21 protein-coding genes and 3 pseudogenes are annotated in these 24,587 nt (G+C 55.4%); 3 read left to right on the top strand and 21 right to left on the bottom strand.

The genetic code is table 11. The features are described from left to right. Positions 1-112 precede the first annotated feature (112 nt). The 19 genes and pseudogenes from X738_RS0143700 to X738_RS74090 all read right to left on the bottom strand — a co-directional run bounded on the left by X738_RS0143700 (position 113) and on the right by X738_RS74090 (position 17,757). A complete protein-coding gene (locus X738_RS0143700; protein WP_198032908.1) occupies positions 113-730 on the bottom strand; it encodes a class I SAM-dependent methyltransferase in 618 nt (205 codons plus the stop codon). A gap of 97 nt (positions 731-827) precedes the next feature. Further along, positions 828-1,802: a glycosyltransferase family 2 protein gene (locus X738_RS74150; protein WP_084833893.1), complete on the bottom strand. Its 975-nt coding sequence runs from the start codon at positions 1,800-1,802 to the stop codon at positions 828-830. After that, the gene (locus tag X738_RS0143695; RefSeq protein ID WP_031256480.1) at positions 1,803-2,936 is read right to left on the bottom strand and encodes a glycosyltransferase; all 1,134 of its coding nucleotides are present in this window, start codon (positions 2,934-2,936) and stop codon (positions 1,803-1,805) included. Continuing rightward, entirely contained in the window at positions 2,933-4,012 is a 1,080-nt protein-coding gene (locus X738_RS74145) for a glycosyltransferase family 4 protein (protein WP_198032907.1), read from the bottom strand. The genes X738_RS0143695 and X738_RS74145 overlap by 4 nt, the downstream gene beginning before the upstream one ends. Positions 4,013-4,259: 247 nt before the next feature. After that, positions 4,260-4,913, bottom strand: coding sequence for an FkbM family methyltransferase (locus X738_RS81225; RefSeq protein WP_156942704.1), 654 nt, complete (start codon positions 4,911-4,913; stop codon positions 4,260-4,262). Positions 4,914-5,048: 135 nt separating this feature from the next. Next, complete coding sequence (locus tag X738_RS81220; protein WP_023802764.1) at positions 5,049-5,789, bottom strand: class I SAM-dependent methyltransferase; 741 nt, start codon at positions 5,787-5,789, stop codon at positions 5,049-5,051. Next, positions 5,786-6,820 carry a CgeB family protein gene (locus X738_RS74140; protein ID WP_198032906.1) on the bottom strand — a complete coding sequence of 345 codons (1,035 nt, stop codon included), beginning with the start codon at positions 6,818-6,820 and terminating at the stop codon, positions 5,786-5,788. Before X738_RS74140 ends, X738_RS81220 begins: the two co-directional genes overlap by 4 nt. After that, positions 6,817-8,022, bottom strand: a complete 1,206-nt coding sequence (locus tag X738_RS74135; RefSeq protein ID WP_023802762.1) for a glycosyltransferase family 4 protein — start codon at positions 8,020-8,022, stop codon at positions 6,817-6,819. The genes X738_RS74140 and X738_RS74135 overlap by 4 nt, the downstream gene beginning before the upstream one ends. A 33-nt stretch (positions 8,023-8,055) precedes the next feature. Next, positions 8,056-8,952, bottom strand: a complete 897-nt coding sequence (locus tag X738_RS74130) for an FkbM family methyltransferase (RefSeq protein WP_198032905.1) — start codon at positions 8,950-8,952, stop codon at positions 8,056-8,058. Between the two features lie 79 nt (positions 8,953-9,031). Then, entirely contained in the window at positions 9,032-10,405 is a 1,374-nt protein-coding gene (locus X738_RS74125; RefSeq protein ID WP_023802760.1) for a hypothetical protein, read from the bottom strand. Positions 10,406-10,412: 7 nt separating this feature from the next. Continuing rightward, the gene (locus X738_RS74120; protein ID WP_023802759.1) at positions 10,413-11,861 is read right to left on the bottom strand and encodes a lipopolysaccharide biosynthesis protein; all 1,449 of its coding nucleotides are present in this window, start codon (positions 11,859-11,861) and stop codon (positions 10,413-10,415) included. A gap of 60 nt (positions 11,862-11,921) precedes the next feature. Continuing rightward, complete coding sequence (locus X738_RS74115; RefSeq protein WP_051407953.1) at positions 11,922-13,193, bottom strand: sugar transferase; 1,272 nt, start codon at positions 13,191-13,193, stop codon at positions 11,922-11,924. A 122-nt stretch (positions 13,194-13,315) separates the two neighbouring features. Beyond that, entirely contained in the window at positions 13,316-13,792 is a 477-nt protein-coding gene (gene nusG / locus X738_RS87640) for a transcription termination/antitermination protein NusG (protein ID WP_280811416.1), read from the bottom strand. An 11-nt stretch (positions 13,793-13,803) separates the two neighbouring features. Beyond that, positions 13,804-13,917: pseudogene (locus tag X738_RS89325) on the bottom strand (hypothetical protein); the annotation flags it as partial. 412 nt (positions 13,918-14,329) lie between these two features. Beyond that, positions 14,330-14,488, bottom strand: a pseudogene (locus tag X738_RS88795) (biotin transporter BioY); the annotation flags it as partial. Between the two features lie 152 nt (positions 14,489-14,640). Beyond that, positions 14,641-15,960, bottom strand: a complete 1,320-nt coding sequence (locus X738_RS74100) for a UDP-glucose dehydrogenase family protein (protein WP_031256465.1) — start codon at positions 15,958-15,960, stop codon at positions 14,641-14,643. A gap of 138 nt (positions 15,961-16,098) precedes the next feature. Then, positions 16,099-16,584: a transcription termination/antitermination protein NusG gene (gene nusG, locus X738_RS83530; RefSeq protein ID WP_280811412.1), complete on the bottom strand. Its 486-nt coding sequence runs from the start codon at positions 16,582-16,584 to the stop codon at positions 16,099-16,101. 17 nt (positions 16,585-16,601) lie between these two features. Further along, positions 16,602-16,772: pseudogene (locus X738_RS89320) on the bottom strand (hypothetical protein); the annotation flags it as partial. A 400-nt stretch (positions 16,773-17,172) separates the two neighbouring features. Beyond that, entirely contained in the window at positions 17,173-17,757 is a 585-nt protein-coding gene (locus X738_RS74090; protein ID WP_031256462.1) for a biotin transporter BioY, read from the bottom strand. 115 nt (positions 17,758-17,872) lie between these two features. Here X738_RS74090 and X738_RS74085 point away from each other — a divergent pair, with 115 nt between their 5' ends. Then, positions 17,873-18,781 (top strand): MBL fold metallo-hydrolase, encoded by a 909-nt coding sequence (locus X738_RS74085; RefSeq protein WP_031256461.1) that lies wholly within the window; start codon positions 17,873-17,875, stop codon positions 18,779-18,781. Between the two features lie 81 nt (positions 18,782-18,862). On the opposite strand, the gene X738_RS81215 is transcribed toward X738_RS74085, so the two are convergent. After that, positions 18,863-19,690, bottom strand: coding sequence for a DUF5681 domain-containing protein (locus X738_RS81215; protein ID WP_023802751.1), 828 nt, complete (start codon positions 19,688-19,690; stop codon positions 18,863-18,865). Continuing rightward, positions 19,687-20,979 carry a site-specific DNA-methyltransferase gene (locus X738_RS74080; protein ID WP_023802750.1) on the bottom strand — a complete coding sequence of 431 codons (1,293 nt, stop codon included), beginning with the start codon at positions 20,977-20,979 and terminating at the stop codon, positions 19,687-19,689. The genes X738_RS81215 and X738_RS74080 overlap by 4 nt, the downstream gene beginning before the upstream one ends. Positions 20,980-21,577: 598 nt before the next feature. Between X738_RS74080 and X738_RS74070 the strand changes: the two genes are divergently transcribed. Continuing rightward, the gene (locus tag X738_RS74070) at positions 21,578-22,729 is read left to right on the top strand and encodes a nucleotidyltransferase family protein (protein ID WP_023802748.1); all 1,152 of its coding nucleotides are present in this window, start codon (positions 21,578-21,580) and stop codon (positions 22,727-22,729) included. Between the two features lie 148 nt (positions 22,730-22,877). Next, entirely contained in the window at positions 22,878-24,524 is a 1,647-nt protein-coding gene (locus X738_RS74065; protein ID WP_023802747.1) for an ABC transporter ATP-binding protein, read from the top strand. Positions 24,525-24,587 lie beyond the last annotated feature (63 nt).

Here is a 24,587-nt window from a genome sequence, read left to right as displayed (position 1 = left end):
GCCACACTGTGCTGAGAAAACTGGCACCGCTCAACGCCGTACGAGGATCGAACACAAACCGGCGACAAACCACAACTCCTCGTTTCAACATATCGGCGACGATTATGGCCGGTCACTTCCGGAATTCCATTATTAAGGTTCGGGGCGCAGAAGATTCCTCTTGGCGCTCTTTCTCCATGCACACTGAAAAAATTTCTGGATAATCGGTCTCCTTTGTCGGCAACTTTACGGTTCCTGCAAGAAATCCGGCCCTCTTGGCGACTTCCTGTAGGTACGACTCCGTAAGGATGGTCAGATGTTCATTCCGGCAAAATATGAAATTCACGAACCGACCGCCAAGGCTCTCATAGCTGTCAGGCCAATCGCCAAACCAGCTCAGATCTCCTTCAACGAATTTCTTGATGGCGGAGTCACCATTTGGTCCTCCAACCCGATAGACACCACCAGGTTTTAACACACGGTAAATATCCTTAAAATGGCTTTCAATCCGCGGCAAATGCTCAACCACGTGGTGCGAGTATACATAATCCACGCTTCCGTCACGAAATGGTAAATTGTTCCTTAGGTCTGCCCATATATCGCATTTTCCGGTAAATATATTTGCGTCTACATTTATCCACCCATCAATGTAATTTCTTTGCCCTGGTCCAAGGTGCAGTTTTTTCTTTTCATCTGTTATTATTCTTGCCAATTTTGACACATAGCGGATTCGGATTCCGTTCAATGCCATGAATGGTCCGGCCATCAGATAGAATGCATGCTTTGCTCGTCTTGATAACATCTTCGTTCTCTACCCTCTGGCGGCGAATTTTAATTGAACGCAAAACTCACTTCTGCATCATCTGACTTACCTCTCCAGATGAGTCTTCTCGTAGGTCTGCTTGAACGGCGTTAGGATGAGCCGGACCAAGCACCGGGTCTGCTAGCCAGAGCTCGCGACCCCGAAGGCGCATTTCCGCCAACTTCAAGATCCGCATTCGATACACGTCGACACGAAGACGTGACCAAATGTAGCCGGGTCGACCTGCACGCCATGCGCCCTGCCAAAAATAGCAATAGACGAAAATAATGAGCGAACGAAGCGGGATGCGTGAAAGGTACAGTTTGAGCCACATGCGCCTCTCCAGCGGAACTCCGAAGAGCCGGGGCTTTGCCGAAAGCGGGGCGCCACGAAACGCGCTCAGCGCCTCCGCGGAGGAGTACCGGTTCTGCTTATCGAACCAGTGATGCAGGTCTGGGCTATCGTGGTGCTCAAGTTCGCCACGGGTATCTCCAATGCTGCCCAAGACCAACGGATGTTCATTGACAAGCACGTCGCTGAACCGACATGTGCCGGTACGCCATCCACGCAGAAGAAATTGTGTAACCGGTAGCGGGCATCCCATAAACCATAGACGCCGCCGGACTCTCCACGCACCTGCTTTTCCCTCCTTAATTGCTGCCGTTATGCTGTCTTTTAAACCGTTCGTCAGTCTCTCGTCGGGATCGAGCTTCATCGTCCAGGGCGCAGTAATGGGGAGCTCTGCTATGGCAAAATTCCATTGGTCTCCGAAGCCATGGAACCGTCTCTGAACAACATGGACTCCATGGCTCAACGCAATGTCAACCGTTTGATCAGTGCTGTAGCTGTCAACTAGAAAAACTTCTTGGGCAAATCCCTTGAGGTTTTCCAGCACGCCTCCCATGTTGTGCGCCTCGTTGTAGCTGATCATCACCACTGCCAATGGAGTCGAGCCGGCGTGCCAAACTGCCTTGGACTCACTCGTCGTCACACTTCCCCCGGCTGGTGGGTTCGTTGCCATTTAACCGATCCTAATCCAGGGCGGGATAGGACCGCCATTCTGTACCCATGAATATGTTGCAACCATTCTCGATCCAATGTTTTGCCACGAAAACTCGTCCTGCATCCAAACGCGGCCGGCAGCCCCCATGGCTCTCAACGTTTCGGGTGTTTGCGACATCGCTTGCTCGAATGCGGATACCAACGGTGCCACGCCAATATCAATCCACCATCCGGCTTGTCGCGAAATCAGACCTGACCAAGGAGCGCCTTTGGTGGTGATGACCGGGCATTCGGCCGCTAGCGCCTCGGCGACAGCGATGCCGAAATTTTCTGAATATGTCGGGAGAACGAAGAGATCCGCTGCTCGAAATGCGGCAATCTTATCAGCCCCATAGAGTGGACCGTGGAAATTGGTCCTGGCAGCCCCCAATGCGGTCGCGAGTGACAACATTTCCCGCAGATAGTCGGCGTCGCCTGGACCCACGATTAATAAATGCCATTGCGGAAACTTTTGCTGCACAGCCACCCATGCGCGCAGCAAATTATCTACGCCTTTTACGGGATGAATGCGTCCAAGGAACAGCAAAGTTTTCTTTTCGGCAACTGTGCGGCTCGGAGTACCTGGAGCAACATTGATACCATTCGGAATGATTGCAACAGGTTGGCCAAAACCGGCGCGCCGAACATCCTTGTATTCGTCCTCTGATGTGACATGAAAAAGCGTTGCGTTTTCGATGGCCCGCTTCTGCAAGACATACCAGAATGCGAACTTTGTATAACGAGACCGTTGGAGTGCCCAACTGGAAAGCGTGCCTCTAGGCGATACTATCAACGGTGTTCCAGAACGCCTTGAAACCCACCCTGGATAGACATTCGGCATCATCCACAGACTGTGGCTATGCAAGATATCAATCTTATGACCATTGGCTTCGTTGCGGAGCCAGCGAAGCATTTCCGGTGACCGGCCGAGGCGGAAGACAAACTTTTGCCTCGGAAACGTATAGATGTTCTCTGAGATCGCAGGCGCCACTCCTGTAACGGCAATCCGAGAGTGCGCACCAAGAGATCTCAGGGCAATGTTGAGTGCTTGTACCGAATAGCTTGGTCCACTTGCCTCTTCTTCAATACTAGGTACAATATGGGTGATATTCACGCTTGTAACAAACCTTCCGCGACACGACGGTATACTTCGGCGTATTTCATTGCCACGGCATTGGCCGAAAATTTTTCGGCGTTTTTGAGTCCGCTCTCCACAAGGCTATTGCGATAATCTTCGTCACAAACAACCCTCTCGATTCCTTTGCGGATCGAAACCACGTCAAATGGATCGATTAGGCAGGCCGCATCACCAGCAACTTCCGGCATTGAAGAGAGATTGCTCGTCACCACCGGGCGGCCAACCGCATTTGCCTCGACAATCGGAAGGCCAAACCCTTCATAGGTGGATGTGAAAACAATCACGTCGCAGGCAACATACTGTTGCAACAGCTCGCCGCGAGAAATCCCGACATAATTCTCGAAAGCTATGCGATGCCGCTTTAGCAGAGCGCGCTGCGGTACCGACAGTGGGCCGATCACGACAAGGACCGCGTTCATGCCTTCAAGAGCTTGGATTACCCTTTCCACGTTTTTGTTTTTTTTAGTCCCGATCTGCAGAATACGCGGCCGCTGCATGTCGAACGTTTTTGCCACAGGCCTGAATTCGTCGGACACATTATTGTGGACGACCTGAATTTTGTCCGGAGGGCAATGAACCTCATCCAGCAGCTGCCGCTTTGTGCTCTCGGAGATCACCACCACTGCCGCGCTGCGCTTGATCGGCAGCCAATACCACAGAAACCAGACAAGTAATCGCGTAAGGCCTTTGAGCCGCCCGAGCAACACAAAATCGTGAATGGTGAGAATGGTTCGGCGTTTCTCCAGGAGGAACGTCAGATAGTGAACGTCGCCGGTGACGTGGTTGACCTCCCCCTGATTTTGGCGGGCAAGCCATATGTCCTGCAGCCGCCCCCAAAGCCCAGTCGAAAAATTCCGGCAGGTGTGTACCTTGACCGCGCAGTCGGGCGGAAGGTGGGCGCGAACGTCCTCGAACAACCGTTCCATGCTGAAGGCGTTGGCTCGCGGGCGCCGCATGAACTGCGTTATCTTAATGAGCGGACGTTTTTCCGCCGGAATCCCCGCATGCCGCGCATCTGCCGCCGCTTTGTCCAACGTCTCGCGCGACCTCATCTCGTGTCCGATCATTGGGGATGGCAAAGGGACAGTTGCCGGGACTCGGCTAGCAAATCGTAATCTTCCTGCCTCATGTGACGCGGCAGGAGAAGTCGCCAGCGCCTACCTGATGGAAGTGGGCGGCCCTTCGATCGCCAAATGACGAACAGCGCGCTTCGGGACCAGCTTGAGATCGACAATCTGGCCCCCTGCTGCTCCCTTTCCGAGGCAACAAACTGAAAACACATCAAGGTCGCGATAATTGTCAAGTTTTCCGCCGGCCATGCCAAACTGAACGGTACCGACTGCATACAAAGCCATTTTTCTCAAGGCTGCAAAGAACGGCATTTTTAATTTGCTCGCTATGCAACTCGATTAGAATATGATCGACGTGCGGAAGCCACTCCTCCGGTGCGTTCTCGAAGATGGCGGCCTCGGCTCCCTCAATATCCATCTTTAAAATATCGATGTGCCCTTCAGGCAACGTCCGCAGTATCTCCTGAATCGACGTCGCGGAAATCACCGTCCCAGAATCTCCAATCGATCCGCCCAACGCTTCTCCGGAGAAGCGAAGTGTGGCCTGCTTCCACCACAGAGCGGATTTTAACAGGCGGACACGATTTCCATAAGGGGCGAGATTTCTCTCGGCTAAGTTGAAATTTCGCTCATTCGGCTCTAAGGCGACAACACGCAAATCACCGAAGCGTGAGAGAAAATAGGCGCTGGTATCGCCGATGAATGCTCCGGCATCAATCATGGTTTTCGGCCTGAGCCTAGGCGGAAGAGGGACGCCCCATTCCTCTCGGACTGCATTGTTGATGACCGCAGGAATGTCGGAAGTTCCGGTAACCACGGTGAAGGGATGGTTTAGCTTCGACAGGCGCAGCTGCCGTTCAGAGCCGCGGGTGATCCTGTTCAATTTCCTTAATTCCGCGGTGGTCTTAATCCCCTCACGAATGATCAACGTAGACGTCGCAAGCAATGACGATCCGAGTACATATACCGGGGACTGGTACCCAATTATGTTTCTGACAAATCGTCTTAATTTTTCCACTTATAGTTTCCTTAGAACGACGATTGGATCCCATGGGATGTTCGTGGCGCAAATCGTGTTGAAAACCGCAGAAATTGCGTCACGAAACCAGTATCGTAGCGCGCGAACCACACGCTTTTGCGCGCGTCCCGTCTGGAGACGGAAAAACGGACCATATCTCGACACTGTGAGCTTGCTGTCTTGCAGGAGTTGCTCGATCACGCTTCTAGACAGATAGGACCGATGCGTCGGATCGCCATGCTGCGGCACCAGTCCGAAAGGGCTTTGGGCATTCGGAAACCGAGGCGCCATATGCCCGCCCGGTTTCAGCATTCGTCCCGCGGCATCCAGGCGCCGCCACCTCGTCCAAATAAAATGTTCAAAGACATCGAAGGCAATGATCGTTTCAAATCGCGCGACCTGTTGTTCCGCGATGGTCTCGAAGTCGTCCGGCAGCAATTCGACACTATTTATGCGAGCGGCATCGAGCAGGACAGAGTTGATTTCTGTACCGGCTACCTTGGCACCTCTATCTTGCGCCCATTTCAGGAAGTCACCGGAGCCGAAGCCTATCTCCAGACCCGTCGCGCCCGAAATTGCCAAGTCGCGTGTTTCGCCGGCAAAATAGTGGGCCTTCTCGTCACCATACGAAAAAAGCTTGTCCCAGGCGTTCCACGCCTCGTACCCCGATTTTGGATATCTGCTAATACCTTCATTTTCCGAAATGGCGCGCGAGGTTTCCGAAACGGAGTGGGCCCTCAAAGCGCCAGCCGTTCGGCTATCTGACGAGCCCGTTCGCGAAAGGAATAGGCTGGGACGCAACGCCGATATGCGCGATCGATCATCGACGCTCGCAAATCAGGCCTTTGTAGATAGAAGCGAACTTTGTCGGCAAGTTCATCCGGCGATGCGAACACGTCGATTTCCAAACCCGGCTCAAAGAACTCTCGCACTTCCTCATTATCGATGTGCAGCATGAATCCGCGACAGGCAGGAATTTCGAACGTTCGTTTTGATACCATATCCTCCCAACCCGACTTCGTTTTTCCGAAGTGAACCGCGATATTAATCTTCGCCGTCTGCAGCGCTTCGGCGTAGGAAGAACTCGTTCTTACGCCAAGGAAATCGCAGCCGGCAAGCGGGCCGGAGGCAACTCGTTCATTCCACCGTCCTCCAATAATGTCGAGGCCAAGGCCCGGATGCCTAAGCATAAGCGATTCTAGCCACTCCTGCTTATGGAACGAATGGTTTCCTGCATAGAGAACATCTGTGCGATATTCGTCCTCTGCAATCCCTTGGTACATCGGGCGGATCATCGACGGCGAGTAACCATGCGGAACATATGCCGCCCGTCCGGGACCCAGCCGTTCCTCGAGATACGGAATTTGGAACCGCTTTGTAGTGCAGAACAGATCGAACTCGCCCAACACGGCCTTGTTCAGCCAAGGATGATCAAAGTCGACATCCGGATAATAATTCACTGTCCTCGCGCCGGTCTTGCGGATCTTCTCAAGTAGCTCTGGCGTCAGGAAGTCGCCCTTCACGGTCAAGAAAACGTCAGGGCGCAATGTATTGCATACATTGAGTAGATCATCACGATAGGTTTGACCCGCCTTGAAACGACTAAATCTAGCAAGGAGCCTTGAAATAGAACCAGAGGTGCGCCCAAGATAGTGACGTGAATTGACCTCCTGGACGATCCAACCCATTTCCCGGAAACCGCTCGCGATTTCTGCTCCCGGATCGCCATGACCCGCTTGTCCGCCAAAAACCATAACGGGAAAACGTTTCACGACCGACACCTTCGTGTTGCGGCCATCACGGCAGTTAGCAGCCCCGCTACGCTTGCCTGTGAACTGCATTCCTCAAATATCCGAATAGATGCCCCACCCATGGACTGACACAATGCATCGTTGGTGGCAAGGCGAACAATATTTTGCGCGAAATCAGATACGTCACCGCACTTGAAAACGATCGTGTTCTCGCCTTCTCTGGCGATGTCCGTGAGGCCGATCGTGCCGACAAGATCACTAAGTATCATCGGCAGACCAACGCAGGCGGCCTCGGAACAAATGAGTGGATGCGCGTCACGGTCCGCCGGATGCACCAAAACATCGGCAGCGGCGAAATAGTCAGGCAATCTATCAATGTTCACAAACCCGGCGAAAGTCGTAGGAGAATCCAATGATGTCACGATGCCTTCTAAATATTCCATATCCGGGCCATTGCCGCATACCAAAAGATGGATCTTGCGTCGCCCGGAGCATGCTTTTGCGGCTTGAGCCACCGCAACAACCGCATCCTGCGTTCGTTTTCGCGCGATAAGCTTTCCGACCACGATCCCGACGAATGCGTCATAGGGGATTCCATGCAGATCCCGGACCGACCGGCTGAGTGTTGAGCGTTCGGCGCGCGCGCGGCGGTACCTGTCCTCGTCGATGGTGAAAGGACACCGATACATCCGCGCACGCGGCACGCCCAGCGAGGCAAGCAAATCCTCGTTCTGATCGCCGACTGTCAGGAAACCCGTCACTTGGGAGAAAAGCATCCTGAGGACTGTTTGCCGAAGCACCATTTTCCAGCCGGGTCGTTTGGTGACCGCATTGCTGTCGCCGATCATGAGAACGGGAACCTTGTTCCAGCGGCACCAGGCAAGAGTCCGCAACTGGGTCGGTTGTGCATAGCCGTAGATTATCACGGCATCAGGACCGAACGCGTTGAGCGCGCCGGCGACGCTCGGATTGTTCAGAGACAGCCGTCGCGTGCCCCTGATCCGCATGGCTTCCGGCAGGAATTCATGGTCGAAGCCCGACAGCATGTCATCCGCCCAACGAATGATAGTGCCCATGTCCTTATCGAGGTAGGCCTCCACCCCAATGCGGGAACAGAAAAACACCTTGACAACAAGATCCTCCCGGGCCGCCAAAGCCCGATAGAAATGCACGAAGTGCTGAATCGGGTGCGATACGACGATCGCCAGCCGCGGCTTTTTCATTGTCAGGTTTCCGCGATGTTCCAAGTGGGCTGGTTAAGCGTAGGTGTTCGACTGGTCAAAAGTGCCGGAACGGGCTTCGAACCAGGAAAGAGCGGTCTCCTTAACAAGCACATAATTGGACTGATAGAAGCGCTCGAGTTCTGGATGCCAGCTATCGAACAACTCGACGTGGTCCGGCATAATCCTGCCTACCCGATATGGCAAACCATCCGAAAGTTCAAAAACGTCTTTCAAGAACGCCCCCGCGCGCACCCAGCAGTGGTTGTATTCGAACTGGAAGACGTCGATCGCACCGGCGGAAAGAAGTCGCGAGGCGCCCCGCATGACGTTTAGATCATTTCCTTCAGTATCACACTTTGCCATTTGGATATGTCGAATGCCTCGATCTAAACAATACTGGTCCAACGTGACTAGCGGAACTTCAATAAAGCCGAGGGCAGCTGTTTCCATTGTTTTGTCGAAAACGAGCGAATTGGTCCCGCCCGTGGGACTCATGACGGCCATTCTGAGATTGCCAGAGCGATCCGATGCGGCCGCGCCAGCGACTTCGACTTGCCCCGAAAAGCCTTCGGCCACCAACCTGTCTGTAAGAAAAACACGTGTCGTCGTTGTCGGCTCGAACGCATGGACTTTCAAATTGCGAATGTCAGGGCGACGCTTCTTCACATCCTTAAGGAGCGCGACCGTCCACTCGCCTCGATTAGCACCAACATCAAAAATGGTAAGTTCTTGCTCCGGCCGCGCAGCGTCAACCACCCTCGCCTGAAGATAATATTCACCATTGAACCGCATGTCGTTGTTTCCCTGCTCACCACGCGCCACACAATAGAGCCATCTGCTAGCGCGCCAGAGGAGGCGACGAACCGGGGACGAACTGACAACCGCTTTTCTAGAAATATCTACGAGCTTCGGTTTGAACCAAGGCGCCATTACTCTTACCATTCTTGCTATGAGATTGCACAGTTACAACGATCAATGAGAATTCTTAAGCTTCGTATGAGTTCTTACCTTAAGCTCTCGTATGAGGAGGAATCGCATATCCTCCGCGATCGCCGACGTCTCGACGATATCGTAAAATGCCAAACATTCTCCCTAAGCACACAAAGATGACAAGTACAATTATCGTCCGTGTAATAGTAATAAATTGATAAATTCCAATCTCATCGAACTGCGAAAGGGATAACGCCGCAACGAATACTGGGAATAGCTTGACCGGATTAACGACCCAGATTGACATAAGGATGCTGGCAATCGTCAGAAACACTCCAGTTAGAAAGCCGACGACCGCCACGCCAACTAGTCCTGCCCAGATGTATGAACCAACTGGCCTACTCGGAGCAATCGAACTGTGCGGATTCCCTGACAGTTCAGTGGAAAGGACAGCTCCCAAATTTGCCAGCGGCTTGCTAGGCCAGATTAAGCGAGGGATAACGGCCATGGCAAACCAGCCGCGGTACACTTCCTCCATCCCGACCTTATACGCGCCAAGCAGTCCGAATTCATAGCGCTCTAGTGCTCGCACCGATATTTCTGTGTAGTCAAACCTCTTCACCACCCGTTCGATAAGTGCGTCTGTGGTATAAATCTCAATGTCAGCACGTGAGCCCAACTCATTGTACGCCTCGACAACATCAACTTCCCCGGTAAGCTCGCGATATTTACGCAGCGGTTCAATCACGGTATAGGCCGCAATCATCGCCAACATAACATATGCCATGTAACGCCACCTCACGTTGCCGGCGAGCCAGCTTGCAACAACGATCATGGCGACCGGCAGGAAAACCGAGGACTTGAAACCTGAGAGAAACCCACTCCCAACCCACAGTATTGCGAGCAGGAATGCGGGACGAGGCCGGCCAGTTATCTGCCCAATCACCGCCACAATTAGGAAAAGAGCGTTCCCTAGGCTTATGTACTTCTCGACGAAGTCGAGCCAATACGGAGGATTAGTTAAATAATCAGGAACCTTAAAGTATCCAGAGTATCTGTTTAATTGCAAGTATATCTGTAGCAATACAGCCGTCGATGAAATCCAATATATTGTGTAATACAATCTGATGTTACTCAAATACAACTCTGGAAGTTTTATTTTATGTATCTTTTCTCCAAAAAAAGTAGACAAAAACCAATACCCTATCAGTATCGAAGCACTTTCGACTAACTGTAGTGTGTACATAAGCTCATATTCGGCATCAGATGCCTTAGACTCGGTCGGCCTTAACCCGAGACTGTCAAGGGAGGTCAGTACTACACTCGAGCTTATTCCGAATGCGAATAGCGCCCAGAACCAAGAGTACGGCGTCCTCACCCCTCGATACGATCGGAAAATTCCGAAGAGCATGAGCCCGACGGAAAGCCAGTTCAGGAATTCAAAGTATCTCATTTCTGACTCAAGATGACGATCTATGCCCGATGCGTTCCGCTAACAGCCCGCGCACTTCATTGAATGACCTTAATCCAAAAAGCCACCCCACGCCGGCATAGAGGGAAGCCCCGAGGATCGTCGTCAGTATAAGTGATGTGATAGGGGCTCCAGCCAATTTGTCAGAGATCAGCCATACTAAACTGGCCATGGCGACGGCGGCACCAAAGGGCGGAAAACAATCTAAGAATTGACCCTTTAAACTATATTGCAGATATCTTTTGATATACAATGCACTTATTGTGAAAGAAATCATTGATATGGCAACCTGCGCCCACGCAACCCAAATTACCCCGTATAGCGACGATACTGCGATTGCAAGAATGGCAAACAGCTTCTTCGTTAGCTCTATTCTGAAATATACATTCGCGTGTCCTTGTGCGAGAAGGGCGTTTCCGTAAATTACCTGTAGCGGCATTAGCACCGCAGCCATGCACAGGATTTGCAAAATTGGCACGCAAGGCAGCCATTGTGTACCGAACAACACAACAACAACTGGCTTCGCGACAATTATGAGCCCAAACATCAGGGGCAGATTAATGGCCATAACTATGCGTGCGGCTAGCCGCACGCCGCGAAGAAGCCGCGCTTTGTCGCTGCCAATCGTCGCAAACGTCGGATACGCAACGCTGGACAGAACCCCGGATAGTAGACTAGTCGGCAACTGCTTTGTATTATCAGCTCGGATGTAATATCCTATCTCTTCCACTCCGTACAGGCGACCGATGGTCAACGTATAGAGCCGATTGTAGGTCACGTCGAGCAAGCGTGATGCCAGCATATAGCTACTGAAGCCAAAAAGATCGCGTGCTGAACTAATGCTGATTTTCATCGTTGGACGCCATCCCTGAAGGATCCATACGAGCAACAGCAGCACTGCCGACGCAGTTACCGTCTGGGCAGCAAGCGCCCAAACACCATACCCCTTTACGGCTAGAACGATCGCCACGGTACCTGAAAAAAAGGTCGACACGCCACCCACAGCTAGGAGCAGTTTGAACCGTAAACCCTTCTTTAGCAACGTTATCTGCAAGGCTGAGAGGCCATTTAGGAAAATGCTCAGAGCCACGATTCTCGCAAGGGGAACCAGGATCGGAGCGTCGTAGAAGTCGGCGATTAAGGGAGCAAACGCAGCAAGCAAAGACGCGGTGATTGCGCCCATCAGCAGGTTGAACCAGAACACGGTCGACTCGTCGGCATGGGTGCTATCCTGCTTTTGGATTAGCGCCGATGTGAAGCCACCGTCCACAAATACATGTGCTACGCCGACAAACAGATAGAGTAGCGCGACGGTTCCGAAATCCTCTGGCGTTAGGAGTCTCGCCAATGCAATTGAAACGACGAACTGAAGGCCTGTCCTCAGAAATGCGTCGGAAGCGCTCCAAATAACCGCTTTGAAGCTGCGTTGCTTAAGCACCTCGCCTCCGGCGAAGCAGGGACGCCCTCTGCGCCGCCGGACAGCCCATAGGCGCCAGACTCATCGCGCACCGAAGCCTGTCAGCATAGTTTTGATCGTCCTCAGAACAATGACTACGTCCAGCCATGGCGAGAAGTTTTTTATATAATAGAAATCATAGTGCAGCTTCTGAAGCACTTCATCGACCGCCGCGACATGGCCCTGGTTCACCTGTGCCCAACCACTGATTCCCGGCCGCACTATGTGTCTGTAGCGATAAAACGGCAACTCCGCCTCGTACCAGCGCGACAGCACCACCGCCTCAGGGCGCGGCCCGATCCAGCTCATCTCGCCGCGAATGATGTTGATCAACTGCGGCAGCTCGTCGATCCTCGTTATTCTCATGAAGCGCCCGAACCGAGTGATGCGGTCATCGCCGCTCTTCGTCATCGCCTTGTCCTTTTCGTCGCCCGGCCCGTTGTCAGCTTTCATCGAGCGGAACTTGTAGACGGTAAACACCTGGCCGCGATAACCCATGCGCTCCTGTCGGAACAGCACCGGCCCATTCGACTCGAGGCGAACGGTCAAGGCGATCAGCGCAAAAAGCGGCAATAGGAAAATGAACGCAAGAAATGCGCTGATCCAGTCGATCGCTTGCTTGATCTTGAGATAGGCCTGGTTGGGATTAAGCGAACCCAACGTATTTTCGGACAGATGCTCGATTTCGACGCGACCCGTCAGCGATTCACTGATCTGCTTGACGTGATAGACAGGAACGCCTGCGAGAGCCTGGTCGGCTATGTAGCGCTCCCAATCATCGGATAGCTCGGCACGAAGGTCGGCAACAACGCCGCTCACGCGGTCAATGACCGTTTCGGGGGAGCGGAGCCAATGCCAATTCACACCGCCAATCTCTTCAAGACGACTGACAGCCCCGCCTGGAACCACGGCGAGACTATACGGATCCAGGCGCCGGCTCAGGATGCTCAGACCGAAATACCAGAAGATTGACAGTGTCAAACTGCCGGCTGCCTGGAAAGCGCTGTAGTCAATTCGGAACAGAAAAATAGTTAGATATACAAGTCCGTAGGAAAGCGCAAATGTTGGCATAATATAACCAGCAGCCGCAACGCCAGGCAGATTGATTATTCGGCGAAAGAAAAAAAAGCCTGCAGTATGGGCGACGATACCTGCGAAAATCGTAATCTGAACGTTTGAGTAATACAATACATTTTGACCGATTAGCATCCTAACCAGCGCGGGAGTTAGAATTGCAAAAGCCAATCCACCGAGAAGCTGAAACCTAATCCGGTGCAGCAGGTGCCGCTGATTTTTCGGCTTTATGATGGACATATTCAATTCAGAGCGCTCTCTAGTAAGGTCACCGAAAACGGTCAATGGCTACCGCACTCCCGGGTGAACCCGAGAGCCGACATTGCAGCAGCTTGCATCGCATAACCGAGCGTCAGTTGCGGTTATGCGATCGCGACGAGTTCCCTTGAATCCATGTCAACAGGGATCTCGCCATTCATGATGGCAACCAGGACTCGGGCCCTTCCGGCTGGATCGAGCCGGTCAAGGCGACCGATCATCTCCGCGAAAGGACCTGAAAGAATCCGAACCGATGCGCCCGCAGCGAGGCCTCCGCTGAAATCAAGCAGGCCATCGCTGCCAGTCAGGGCTATGAACCGCTCCACCAACCCCGACGGGACCGGCAATGGCCGTTCGCCCTGCATGATGAGTGAGCGCACACCGAACGTTCCATTGACCGAGCGCCACCGCTGCAGCGCGACATCGAGGGCGTTGAACATGTAACCTGGAAAATAGGCCGCCGGTCGCGTCTCGATGCGCCGGGCATGACGTGTGGTCTTCTCGCAGCGAGGNTGTAACCTGGAAAATAGGCCGCCGGTCGCGTCTCGATGCGCCGGGCATGACGTGTGGTCTTCTCGCAGCGAGGCGTGAACGGGTGAAATCCCTGCATCTGGAGATGCCGTTCGGCGACGTCTTCTTTTCCCGGAAATACGCTGGCGGCATACCAGCGTGCTGCGGTGCCGGTTGCGGGCCGTTGCGACGACACAGTCCTCTTAACAGTTGCTTTTTCGGGGGTGGTCACAAGTATCCTTCTCGGCGATCTTTGGCACGGTCGGGGCAAGCGTTACGACAGCGCAAAGATATCAGCAAGCAACCATGTCGCGAGAATCGATGCGGTTGGTCGAATCCTGCTAATTGTCCATTACTTTAGCTGCGCCTAATAGTCATCGCGCCGATTTCTTGTTTAGCTATCCAGCAGCGGTATCGAGCAATTGCGTCGATATGTAGCTGCTTGGTTACGCTGACTCGCGACGAACCGCTGGCTATTCTGGTCCTTAATCAGTCGATTTGACCATTGTGTGACGGTTATCGTTAGCAGAGCGTTACCGACCGCTTGGCGGTGGCCTGCTTCGACGAGAACTCGCGGCAGGCCGTCGCTGAAACGGGACCACGNGGGCGCCGACGATGAAGGGCACGACGCCGAACTGCCACGACTTTTCCGGGCCGATGAGCAGCGCCAGCCAGGCAAAGCCCATCGCCATAATGACGATTTCGGCAATCAGAATCGCGTTGAAGAGCTTGACCGGATGGCGATTCCAACCAGGATCGGCGGCCCAGACCGCCTGCTGCTGCCCCGCCATGGCGGACCAGTGACAGCGCCAAGCAGCTGAAAGCGCGTCCGAAGCAGGAGATGCTTTGGACTGGACAGTTGAATCGTGGTGGTGTTCAAATTGCCACTCGCGAACCGGGTCCCACGAAAACCTGACGTTCACTTAGCAAGATGCCGCTCTCGGCCAACGCTCGAATAGGCTATGCCTTCCTTCACGACATCCTCACCTCGGTAGACGTTTCGCAGGTCAACCATCACTGGCGTCGCCATGAGTGCACGGAGCCGCTTGAGATCCAATGACCGAAAGGCATTCCACTCGGTGACGATCACTATCGCATGGGAGCCGTCGGCTACCGCGTAGGCGCTGTCTCCGAATTCAATGCCCTCGATCAACTTGCGCGCCTGCTCCATGCCGACCGGATCATAGGCCTTGATCGAAGCGCCCGCATCCTTCAGCGCCTGAATGATGGCTAATGAGGGGGCGTCGCGCATATCGTCGGTGTTTGGCTTGAACGTAAGGCCGAGGACACCAATGGTCTTGCCGCGAACCGAGCCGCCGCAGGCATCGACCACTTTGCGCGCCATCGCCCGTTTACGCTGGTCGTTTATCGAGACCGTCGTCTCAATAAGCCGGATGGGACTTGCCGCGTCCTGCGCGGTCTTGACCAGCGCCAGCGTATCTTTCGGGAAACAGGAGCCGCCGTAGCCCGGCCCCGCGTGAAGAAACTTTGCGCCGATGCGATTGTCCATGCCGATGCCCCGCGCGACGTCCTGCACATCGGCTCCCAACCGCTCGCAGAGATCGGCAATTTCGTTGATGAAGGTGATCTTCATCGCCAGAAATGCATTCCCTGCATATTTGGTAAGCTCCGCCGTACGTCGGCTCGTATAGAAAATCGGCGCGGCATTCAGCGAGAGCGGACGGTAGACCTCGCCCATCACTGCCTTGGCCCCTGTGGCGTCGGTCCCGACAATGATGCGATCAGGTCGCTTGAAATCGTCGATCGCCGATCCCTCGCGAAGAAATTCCGGATTGGAGACCACCGCAAAATCGGCCGTTGGATTCTGCTCGCGGATAATTCGCTCGACCTCGTTACCAGTACCAACAGGCACCGTTGATTTCGTCACAACGACCGTAAATCCCTTCAGCGCCCGGCCTACTTCGGCCGCCGCGTCATAAACAAAGGATAGATCGGCAAAACCGTCGCCACGTCGCGACGGCGTGCCCACCGCAATGAAGACTACATCCGATTGAGAAACCGCGTCCGCCAGATTGTCGTCGAAACGCAAGCGACCTTGCAAAGCGTTGGTCGTGACGAGTTCCTCGAGCCCTGGCTCATAGATTGGTATCTTGCCGCCCTTGAGCATGGCAAGCTTTTCTGGGTCGCGATCAATGCAGCAGACCTGATGGCCAAAGTCGGCGAAACAGGCGCCCGAGACAAGCCCAACATAGCCGGCACCAATCATTGTTATTCGCATGCCACGTACTCCCAATCGGCGCGGATGAGGCGATCGCGCAGAGACGCAAGTCTTACCAACCGACGGCTACCGCACTTCAGGGTGAATCCCGAGAGCGGATACCACAACAATTTACATCACGCCGCCTTGATGGCGGCGCTACGCGATCGCGACGAGTTCCCTTGAATCCAGATCAACAGGGATCTCGCCATTCATGATGGCAACCAGAACCCGGGCCCTTCCGGCCGGATCGATCCGGTCAAGGCGGCCGATCATCTCGGCGAAAGGACCCGAAAGAATCCGAACCGAAGCGCCCGCAGCGAGGCCTCCGCTGAGATCAAGCAGGCCATTCGTGCCAGTCAGCGCTATAAACCGCTCCACCAACCCCGACGGGACCGGCAATGGCCGTTCGCCCTGCATGATGAGGGAGCGCACACCGAACGTTCCGTTGACCGAGCGCCATCGCTGCAGCGCGACATCGAGGGCGATGAACATGTAACCTGGAAAATAGGCCGCCGGTCGCGTCTCGATGCGCCGGGCATGACGTGTGGTCTTCTCGCAGCGAGGCNGATGAACATGTAACCTGGAAAATAGGCCGCCGGTCGCGTCTCGATGCGCCGGGCATGACGTGTGGTCTTCTCGCAGCGAGGTACAAACGAGTGAAACCCCTGTACCCGAAGATGCCGTTCGGCGACGTCTTCCTTTCCCGGAAATACGCTGGCGGCATACCAGCGTGCTGCGGTGCCGGTTGCGGGCCGCTGCAACGCTACAGTCGCCTTAACAGGTGTTTTTTCCGGGCTGGTCACGCGTCCCCTCTCGGCGGTTCTCTGCATGGTTGACGGCATGGGTTACGACAGCGTGAAGACACCAGCAAGCAACCATGTCGCGAGAATCGATGCGGTTGGTCGAATCCTGTTAATTGCCCACTACTTTAGCTGCGCCTAAAAGTCATCGCGCCGCTTTCTTTTTTAGCTATCCAGCAGCGGTATCGAGCAATTGCGTCGATATGTAGCTGCTTAGTTACGCTGACTCGCGACGAACCGCTGGCTATTCTGGTCCTTAATCAGTCGATTTGACCATTGTGTGACAGTTATCGTTAGCAAAGCGTTACCGACCGCTTGGCGGTGGCCTGCTTCGACGAGAACTCGCGGCAGGCCGTCGCTGAAACGGGACCACGATCACGTCCTGTGGTTGCGTGGACTCGATCAGTGCTGCGCCCCGATCGACCGGAGTTCAGGGGCGCCTGAGCAGCGACCAGACGGCTGGCACAAGGCTCGCCGCCAGGGCGACCTTGATCAGGTCGCCGACGATGAAGGGCACGACGCCGAACTGCCACGACTTTTCCGGGCCGATGAGCAGCGCCAGCCAGGCAAAGCCCATCGCCATCATGACGATTTCGGCAACCAGAATCGCGTTGAAGAGCTTGACCGGATGGCGATCCCAGCCGCGATCGGCAGCCCAGCCGACGATCGCCGCCATGACGATGAAGCCGGCAAGATAGCCGCCGGTCGAGCCGAGCATGTAGGCAATGCCGATGCCCTTTTCCGGCGTGCCCTGGAACACCGGCAAGCCGATGGCGCCCTCCGCCATGTAGAGAAGCAGCGTGGCGACGCCAAGGCGCATGCCGAATGCAGCGGCGATCAGAAACACGGCCAAGGTCTGCATCGAGATGTCGACCGGTCCGAGCAACACCCTGGTCTTGGCCGACAAGGTCAGCAGCAGCGTTCCAACGATCGCCAGCAAAAGCTGGGTCGCCAGGCGGGCCGCGCCCTTTTCAGGCAGAGCGAGAGAAACAAGCGGCGTCGTTGCAATTGCCATGGTCTTCCTCATTGCGGACTGCCGCAGATCGCGGCCTTGCGTTTTCCTATATTGGCTTCCGTGTTATGCGGCAATCGGTTTTGCCGCCTCTGGAACAGGGCTGAACGACTTTGCCATGGCGCTGAAATTCGACACAGACTTCGACCCGGCCTACAGCCAGGGCGTGACCGTTGCGCCCGACGTGGTTCGGGTTACCGCGGAAAATCCCAGCCCGTTCACCTTTCACGGCACCAACAGCTACATCGTCGGGCGCGAGACGCTGGCGGTGATCGATCCGGGGCCGGATGACGACGCGCATCTCAAGACACTGCTCGAGGTGATTGGAGACAGGTCGGTCAGCCACATTTTCGTCAGCCACACGCATCGCGACCATTCTCCGCTAGCAGCGCGGCTGAAGCAGCACACTGGCGCAATCATCCTGGCCGAGGGCCCGCATCGGCCAGCGAGGCCGCTGCGCATAGGCGAAATCAATCCGCTCGACGCCAGCGCCGACACCGCCTTCAATCCGGATACCGCGCTTCCCGACGATATGGTGGTCGACGGCGACGGCTGGGCGATCAGAACGGTGCTGACGCCGGGCCATGCCGCCAATCATGCAGCCTTTGCGCTGGAAGGAACCGGTATCCTGTTCTCGGCCGATCATGTCATGGCCTGGGCGACCTCCATCGTCGCGCCGCCGGACGGCGCCATGGCCGACTATATGGCCTCGCTGGATCGGCTGATCGAGCGCGACGACCGCCTGCTGCTGCCCGGCCATGGCGGGCCGGTGACCGCGCCGCGCAGCTTCATGCGCGAGTTGAAGTCGCATCGCAGGATGCGCGAGCAAGCGATCCTGGAGCGGATCAGAAGCGGCGACCGGACGATCAGGGAGATGGTCGCGGCGATCTATCACGATACCGATCCGCGCCTGCACGGCGCTGCCGGGCTGTCGGTGCTTGCCCATCTCGAGGACCTGGTGGCCCGCGGCCTGGTAAGCACCGACGACGACCCGGCGATCGACGGCATTTTCATCTCTATCGCGTAAGCACTATTCGGCCGTGGCTGTGTATTTGCCTCCAGCCGCACCGCTTCGGCGCGTTGCGGGCGCCCAGCTCGAAGGCAGGAGTTACGGTGCCCACGGAAACTTGAGCTCTATCGGCTCCTCCCAAAGATCGCGCGTTTCTATGAAACCCCACGGCCGAAATTTCTCACACATTTCTTCGGACTTGCTCTTGTGCGATTTGATTACATCTCTGTCCCTTTCAATAGCCTTCTTGAGGCGTCTCACCACCGCAGGCCTGGTTTCCTCCGCAAGCGCTTGCTCCGATACGGCAAGTCTGTTTTTGAAGACTTGGAGCATTTGGCGACAATCGTCTCGGAATTCCTCATAAAAGGCTATCGAACTGTCCTTCTCTTCCTTAGTCAACGGACCCACAATCCAGACCTCCCCATTCCGCTCATTTCGCAGGTCGAGGATAATTTGATCCGGATGCGGAATGATTTCAGGCAGCCCAGTTATGCCCAGCCGAGCGCGCCGCTCGAGCTCTTTCTCCGCGCGAATCTTGTAGTCCATCAGTGCTGAAATGTTTTCCCGTTCGATGCGCGCCCGTTCCCTTTCAGCGGTGAATAGAATCTCCGTGAACTGGCGCTGAGAGCGCGGATCGCCCTTCATCGCATTGATGCCGATGGAGCGCACCACGGCCTGGGCGACTGGTGTCTTGATAGAGCGTTCGCCGTCGTTGATCTTGATGACGCGTTGAGCCTCGCTCAAGACGAGCGAAATGATATCGCTGTCCTTGATCTTGTTTTTGGAGCCACGCGGGCGACCGGCAGGATTGCCGGAACGGCCGGGCCTGAACTTTCTCTCGGCAGGCGGCTTTCCATAGCCGACCTCATAATTCCGCTCCGGCTTGTCCGAAGGCGGTTCACTACCTCCACTGCGTGATTTACTCATTGTGCTGCCTCCTGGAATTTCGAAGTGATGCCTTCAACGATGCGGTTCGCTTCGTCCCTGGCGTACGTCTCCCAGCGTCGGATGATGCGATCGCAATAGATCGGGTCGAGTTCACACAGGAAGCCACGACGCCCTGTTTTTTCCGCAGCGATGAGGGTTGAGCCTGAGCCACCGAAGATATCGAGGATGATGTCGCCGCGGGCAGAGCAATCCTTGACGGCGTCAGCGATCATCTGAACCGGTTTGACCCTCGGATGGAGAGAAAGCTCGCCCATTCGGCCGGCCTTCGAGGTGTTGACGCTCTTGTGCTGCCAAACGTTGGTGCGGTGGTGCCCATGCTGGCCAACTTCGAAGGTGTTGATATGTGGCGCCTCGCCATTCTTGAATGCGAAGATCAGTTCGTGGCGGGAGCGGTAGAATTTGCCCGTCCCACCATTGTCCTTTGCCCAGACGATCAAGTCTTTCAGGTGGGAATAGACACCGTCGCCGGCCTTGAGCATTTCGCCCATATGGCGCCAGTCCATGCAGATGAAATGTATGGAGCCGTCACACGAGTTACGCACGAGATTGCGAAACGAGGCGGCCAGGAAATCGGTGTACTCGGAAGAGGTCATCTCGTCCGAGCCGATGGCGAACTCGCGGTGCCTGGTTACTCCCGAGCCGCCGACGTGCCCCTGGATCTCCACTTTGTAGGGCGGATTTGAAAATACCATCCTTGCGATTTCGTCATCCATCACCGTGGCGACAACCTCGGCGTCGAGTGCGTTGCCGCAGATCAGGCGGTGACGGCCAAGCTGCCAGACATCGCCGGGATTGCATCGCGGTATGCCTTCTTCGAGCTGCGGCAAGGCATCGTCCTTTGATTTGCCTTCCTCCTCGGGAACCAGCCCTTCGACGAGATGGTGGATCTCGGCGATCGAGAAACCCGTGATCTCCGCGCTGAAGTCGAGATCGACCTCGACATCGAGCAATGCCTGCAGTTCTTCAGCAAGCAGGCTTTCGTCCCAGCCCGCATTGAGTGCCAGCTTGTTGTCCGCAAGCACGAAGGCCCGCTTCTGTTGCGGGGTCATCGTATCCAACCGGACGCAAGGAACCCGGTCAATGCCGAGCAGCTTAGCCGCCTCGACCCGGCCATGGCCGGCCAGAATGGTGCCTTCCTGATCGAGCAGGACCGGGTTGGCGAAACCGAATGTCTTGATGCTTTCGGCAATCTGCTTGACCTGCTTGCGCGAGTGGGTTCGGGCGTTGCGTGCATAAGGCTTCAATGTGGAGACCTGGCGATACTCCATCTGCAGATCCTCGCTGTTGCCCCGGCCACTAGCGGGCGACTTTCCCCTAGCACCATCCTGGCCCGATTTAGATGTTCTATTTTTGTCCGTCATGTGTGATCCTTTTGTTCATGAAGGCAGACAGCGTTCAACGCGAGGCAACTGACCTAAAAAACGGTGATTCGTTCGCCCGCGTCGTCGTATTTCTGTTCACCGAGTTGGGCAGGTGGTGGATAGTGGGGATGAAGGAGATCAGGCTGATTTCGCTTGACAGCCGTCGAGGTGATTCTAGCCGAGAGAGCGCGCACCCTAAAAGCGTGCAAGATCGCTGTTAATTCCTGTAAACAGCGGAGACGGGTTCGCTTAGCCTTGTTACCGCTCTGCCCTACCACCAGCTGTGATCAGCCTGTCGACAGGTGAGGCGGCATGCAGTTTTGGCGATCCCAGCTACGCCGATGCCAACTTGACAGCCTCCTCGCCAATGCCCATCAGACGATGTCAAAGCTTGCGGCGAACGCAGCAGCGAACAGATGGCCAGGCCCGAACGAATGACAACAATCTGCCAGCAGAGCGCCGGGTCCCACGGGCGTGGTTGGATCTCTGCAACGGAGCTTTAGTCATGCAGGGAATTGATGAGCTGCTTTGCGCCACCTTACGTGGCGAAAATCCGCCTTGGCCGGAATACGGCGACAATAAGTTCTTGGACCACTTCCTCGAGCGGAGTGCCTATCACGGTGTCCAGGCTTTGCTTTACCACTGCGTTGCCGATCAAGCAGGCGTTGAGTTGGGCTGGCCGAAGGTAATTTTGGATACTTGTCGTCAGCAGGCCACTGCTCAAGCATTATGGGAGATGCGCCACCAGTACCTGCTGAATCAAGTACTGGAGCGGCTAGTCGCCATTGAGATCCACCCAGTTCTGTTCAAAGGCACGGCCTTAGCCTACGATGTGTATCCGGCGCCTTTCCTGCGTACTAGAGGTGACACGGACCTTATTGTGCCGTCGGACACCCGTGATCGGGTGGCCAAAGCATTAGAGACCTTGGGGTTTCGTGAACTTGGAACAAGAGCGGACGTCATTAGCGGTCAGACGAGCTACAGCTGGACAGACCCCGCCTCCAATCAGGAACACGCCCTCGATTTGCATTGGCGGATCAACAATTCCACAACCCTGTCAAATCTGTTCTCATATGAAGAATTGCGTTCCGAGGCTCGGCCACTGCCGGCCTTAGGCGCGAATGCCCTCGCAGCTGATCCAGTGCACGCGCTCGTGCTCGCCTGCATGCATCGAGCGGTCCACAAGCATTCTCCGTATTACGTCGACGACGTGGCCTATTATGGCGGCGATCGACTGATCTGGTTTTACGACATTCAGCTTCTGTTTTCGATGCTATCGCCGTCGCAACGCGATGAATTTGTTGGTCTTGCCGAGCGTAAAGGATTGCGGGCGACCTGCTTGGACGGCATCGAGGCGACCCGAGCCCGATTTCACACCACTATACCCGAAGCCGTGTCTGGCGCGCTTTCCCGTCCTGGACCGACAGAAACCGCGTCGAGCTATCTCAGCGGATCCAGATTGTACCGAAAATGGAGGGACTTCCAGGCCGCGAGAGGCGTGCGAAACAAATCCGGTTTTCTGACCCAACTCCTCTTCCCGCCGGCAATCCACATGCGGCAAAAATATCGCCAGGCAAACCTATCGTGGCTGCCTTGGCTCTACTTACGCCGGGCCCTAGCCGGGTCTTTGAAGTATTTACGCAGCCGGGATAGTTGAGTCTCTCTGCGGGCGCGGATTCCGAAATCGTAAGAAATTCTACCGCGGTTGAGGATGCAGCCTGCCTCTTGGTGCTCACTCCAGCAGATCACGTCGATCGATCTCTTGTGGAACTATGAACAGATTGTCGAAAATTAGTGAGACAAACATGCTGCTGACATTAGCGGCACCTTATCGCCTGGCGTTGGCCGTTGGCCTGATACTGATGCTATGCGAAAGCGCTGCTTTGTTGGTTATGCCTTGGCTTGGTGGCAGGCTTGCTGAAACGTTTCTCGAGGAACGCGCAGGCAGCAGCACGATCAATATCCAGGTACTTTTTCTAGGAGCATTGGCGCTGTTCGCAGTTCAGGCTGTTTTAAAATTCAGCAATATATACCTGCTTGGTGGAACCACCACACGAATACTGGCGGACTTGAAAATCCGAATTTACGACCATCTTCAGGCCTTGCCGCTTGCTTTCTCCCACCGGCGGCGTCACGGCGATACGCTCGCGTTACTCACTCATGATGTGTATGTCGTGAGCGATTACATCAGCGGCACCGCACTTGCTGCCTTGCCGCTCTTCTTCACCGTCAGCGGGGCATTGGCTTTAATGTTCCGAATCGATTCTCTGCTCGCAATGTTTGCGGCAATCACTATTCCATTGCTCTATTTACTGCTCAAAGTCTTCGGACGACGCATGCGGCCATTGGCGCGCCAACTTCAGGAGGAGCATGCCATTGCCATCGCCATTGCTGAAGAAAACCTTAGCTTGCTTCCCGCCATCAAGACCTTCACGCGCGAACAGCAAGAATCGCAGCGTTATCGGAACCAGATCGAGCGCGTCGTCAGCCTGAGCGCCAAGGAGCGCGCTATCCATGCCGCATTGGGGCCGGGGGTTCAGCTTGTGACGGCGGCCGCGGTCGTTGTTATGCTTTGGTTGGCCCAAGGGCAGATTGGCGATGAGGCTCTCACTGTGCCTCAATTGGTGAGTTTTCTCCTCTACGCCCAGGTAATTGCGCGACCCATGGCCGGGCTCGCAGACGTCTATGGACGGACCCAGCACGCGCGCGGAGCGCTGAGCCGGCTCGCGAGTGCCTTGGCCGAAGAGCCTGAGCCGAGCTGGCATGCGGGCAAGCGGATGGGGAAAATAAACGGCAACATCGAATTCCGCAGTGTCACGTTCGCTTATCCGGGGCGTGAGCCTGCATTGAAGTGCCTCGATCTATCCATCGCCGCCGGCGAGACAATAGCCATCATAGGTCCCAACGGCGCAGGAAAGAGCACGGTGGCGCATTTGCTTATGCGATTGCATGAGCCTGCCAAGGGAAGCATCTTCATCGACGGCGTGGATATTGCCACGGTTTCCTTGCATAGCCTGCGCAGTCAGATAGGGGTCGTGCCTCAGCACGTGTTGCTGTTCAACGCCAGCGTCCGCGACAACATCGCATATGGGCGGCCTGAGCCCACACAGGATGACGTCGAGACAGCAGCACGGTCGGCCCGCGCGCATGATTTCATCATGCAATTGCCGCAGGGTTACCAAACGCCAATCGGCGATCGCGGCGTGCGGCTGTCCGGAGGGCAACAGCAGCGGCTGGCGTTGGCTCGGGCGCTGTTGAAAGATCCGCCGATTCTAATACTCGATGAAGCTACCGCCATGTTCGATCCAGAGGGGGAGCGCGAGTTCTTGCAGGGATGCGTGGATGTGCTGCGACAGAGGACGGTGCTTCTGATAACCCACCGGCCGGCGAGTCTGGCGCTGGCTGATCGGGTGTTCAAGCTGGACAATGGCATTATGACAAGCGCCGACTAACGCCTCACCGTCACCCAGGCTGGGTCAACTGAATTCGGTGCCTCGGATCAGGCTATCGCGCCT

The organism is Mesorhizobium sp. L48C026A00 (assembly GCF_000502375.1).
Taxonomy (GTDB): domain Bacteria; phylum Pseudomonadota; class Alphaproteobacteria; order Rhizobiales; family Rhizobiaceae; genus Mesorhizobium; species Mesorhizobium muleiense.
Note: the sequence above shows the minus strand (reverse complement) of the source record. Positions and strands in the feature narration are given on the sequence as shown.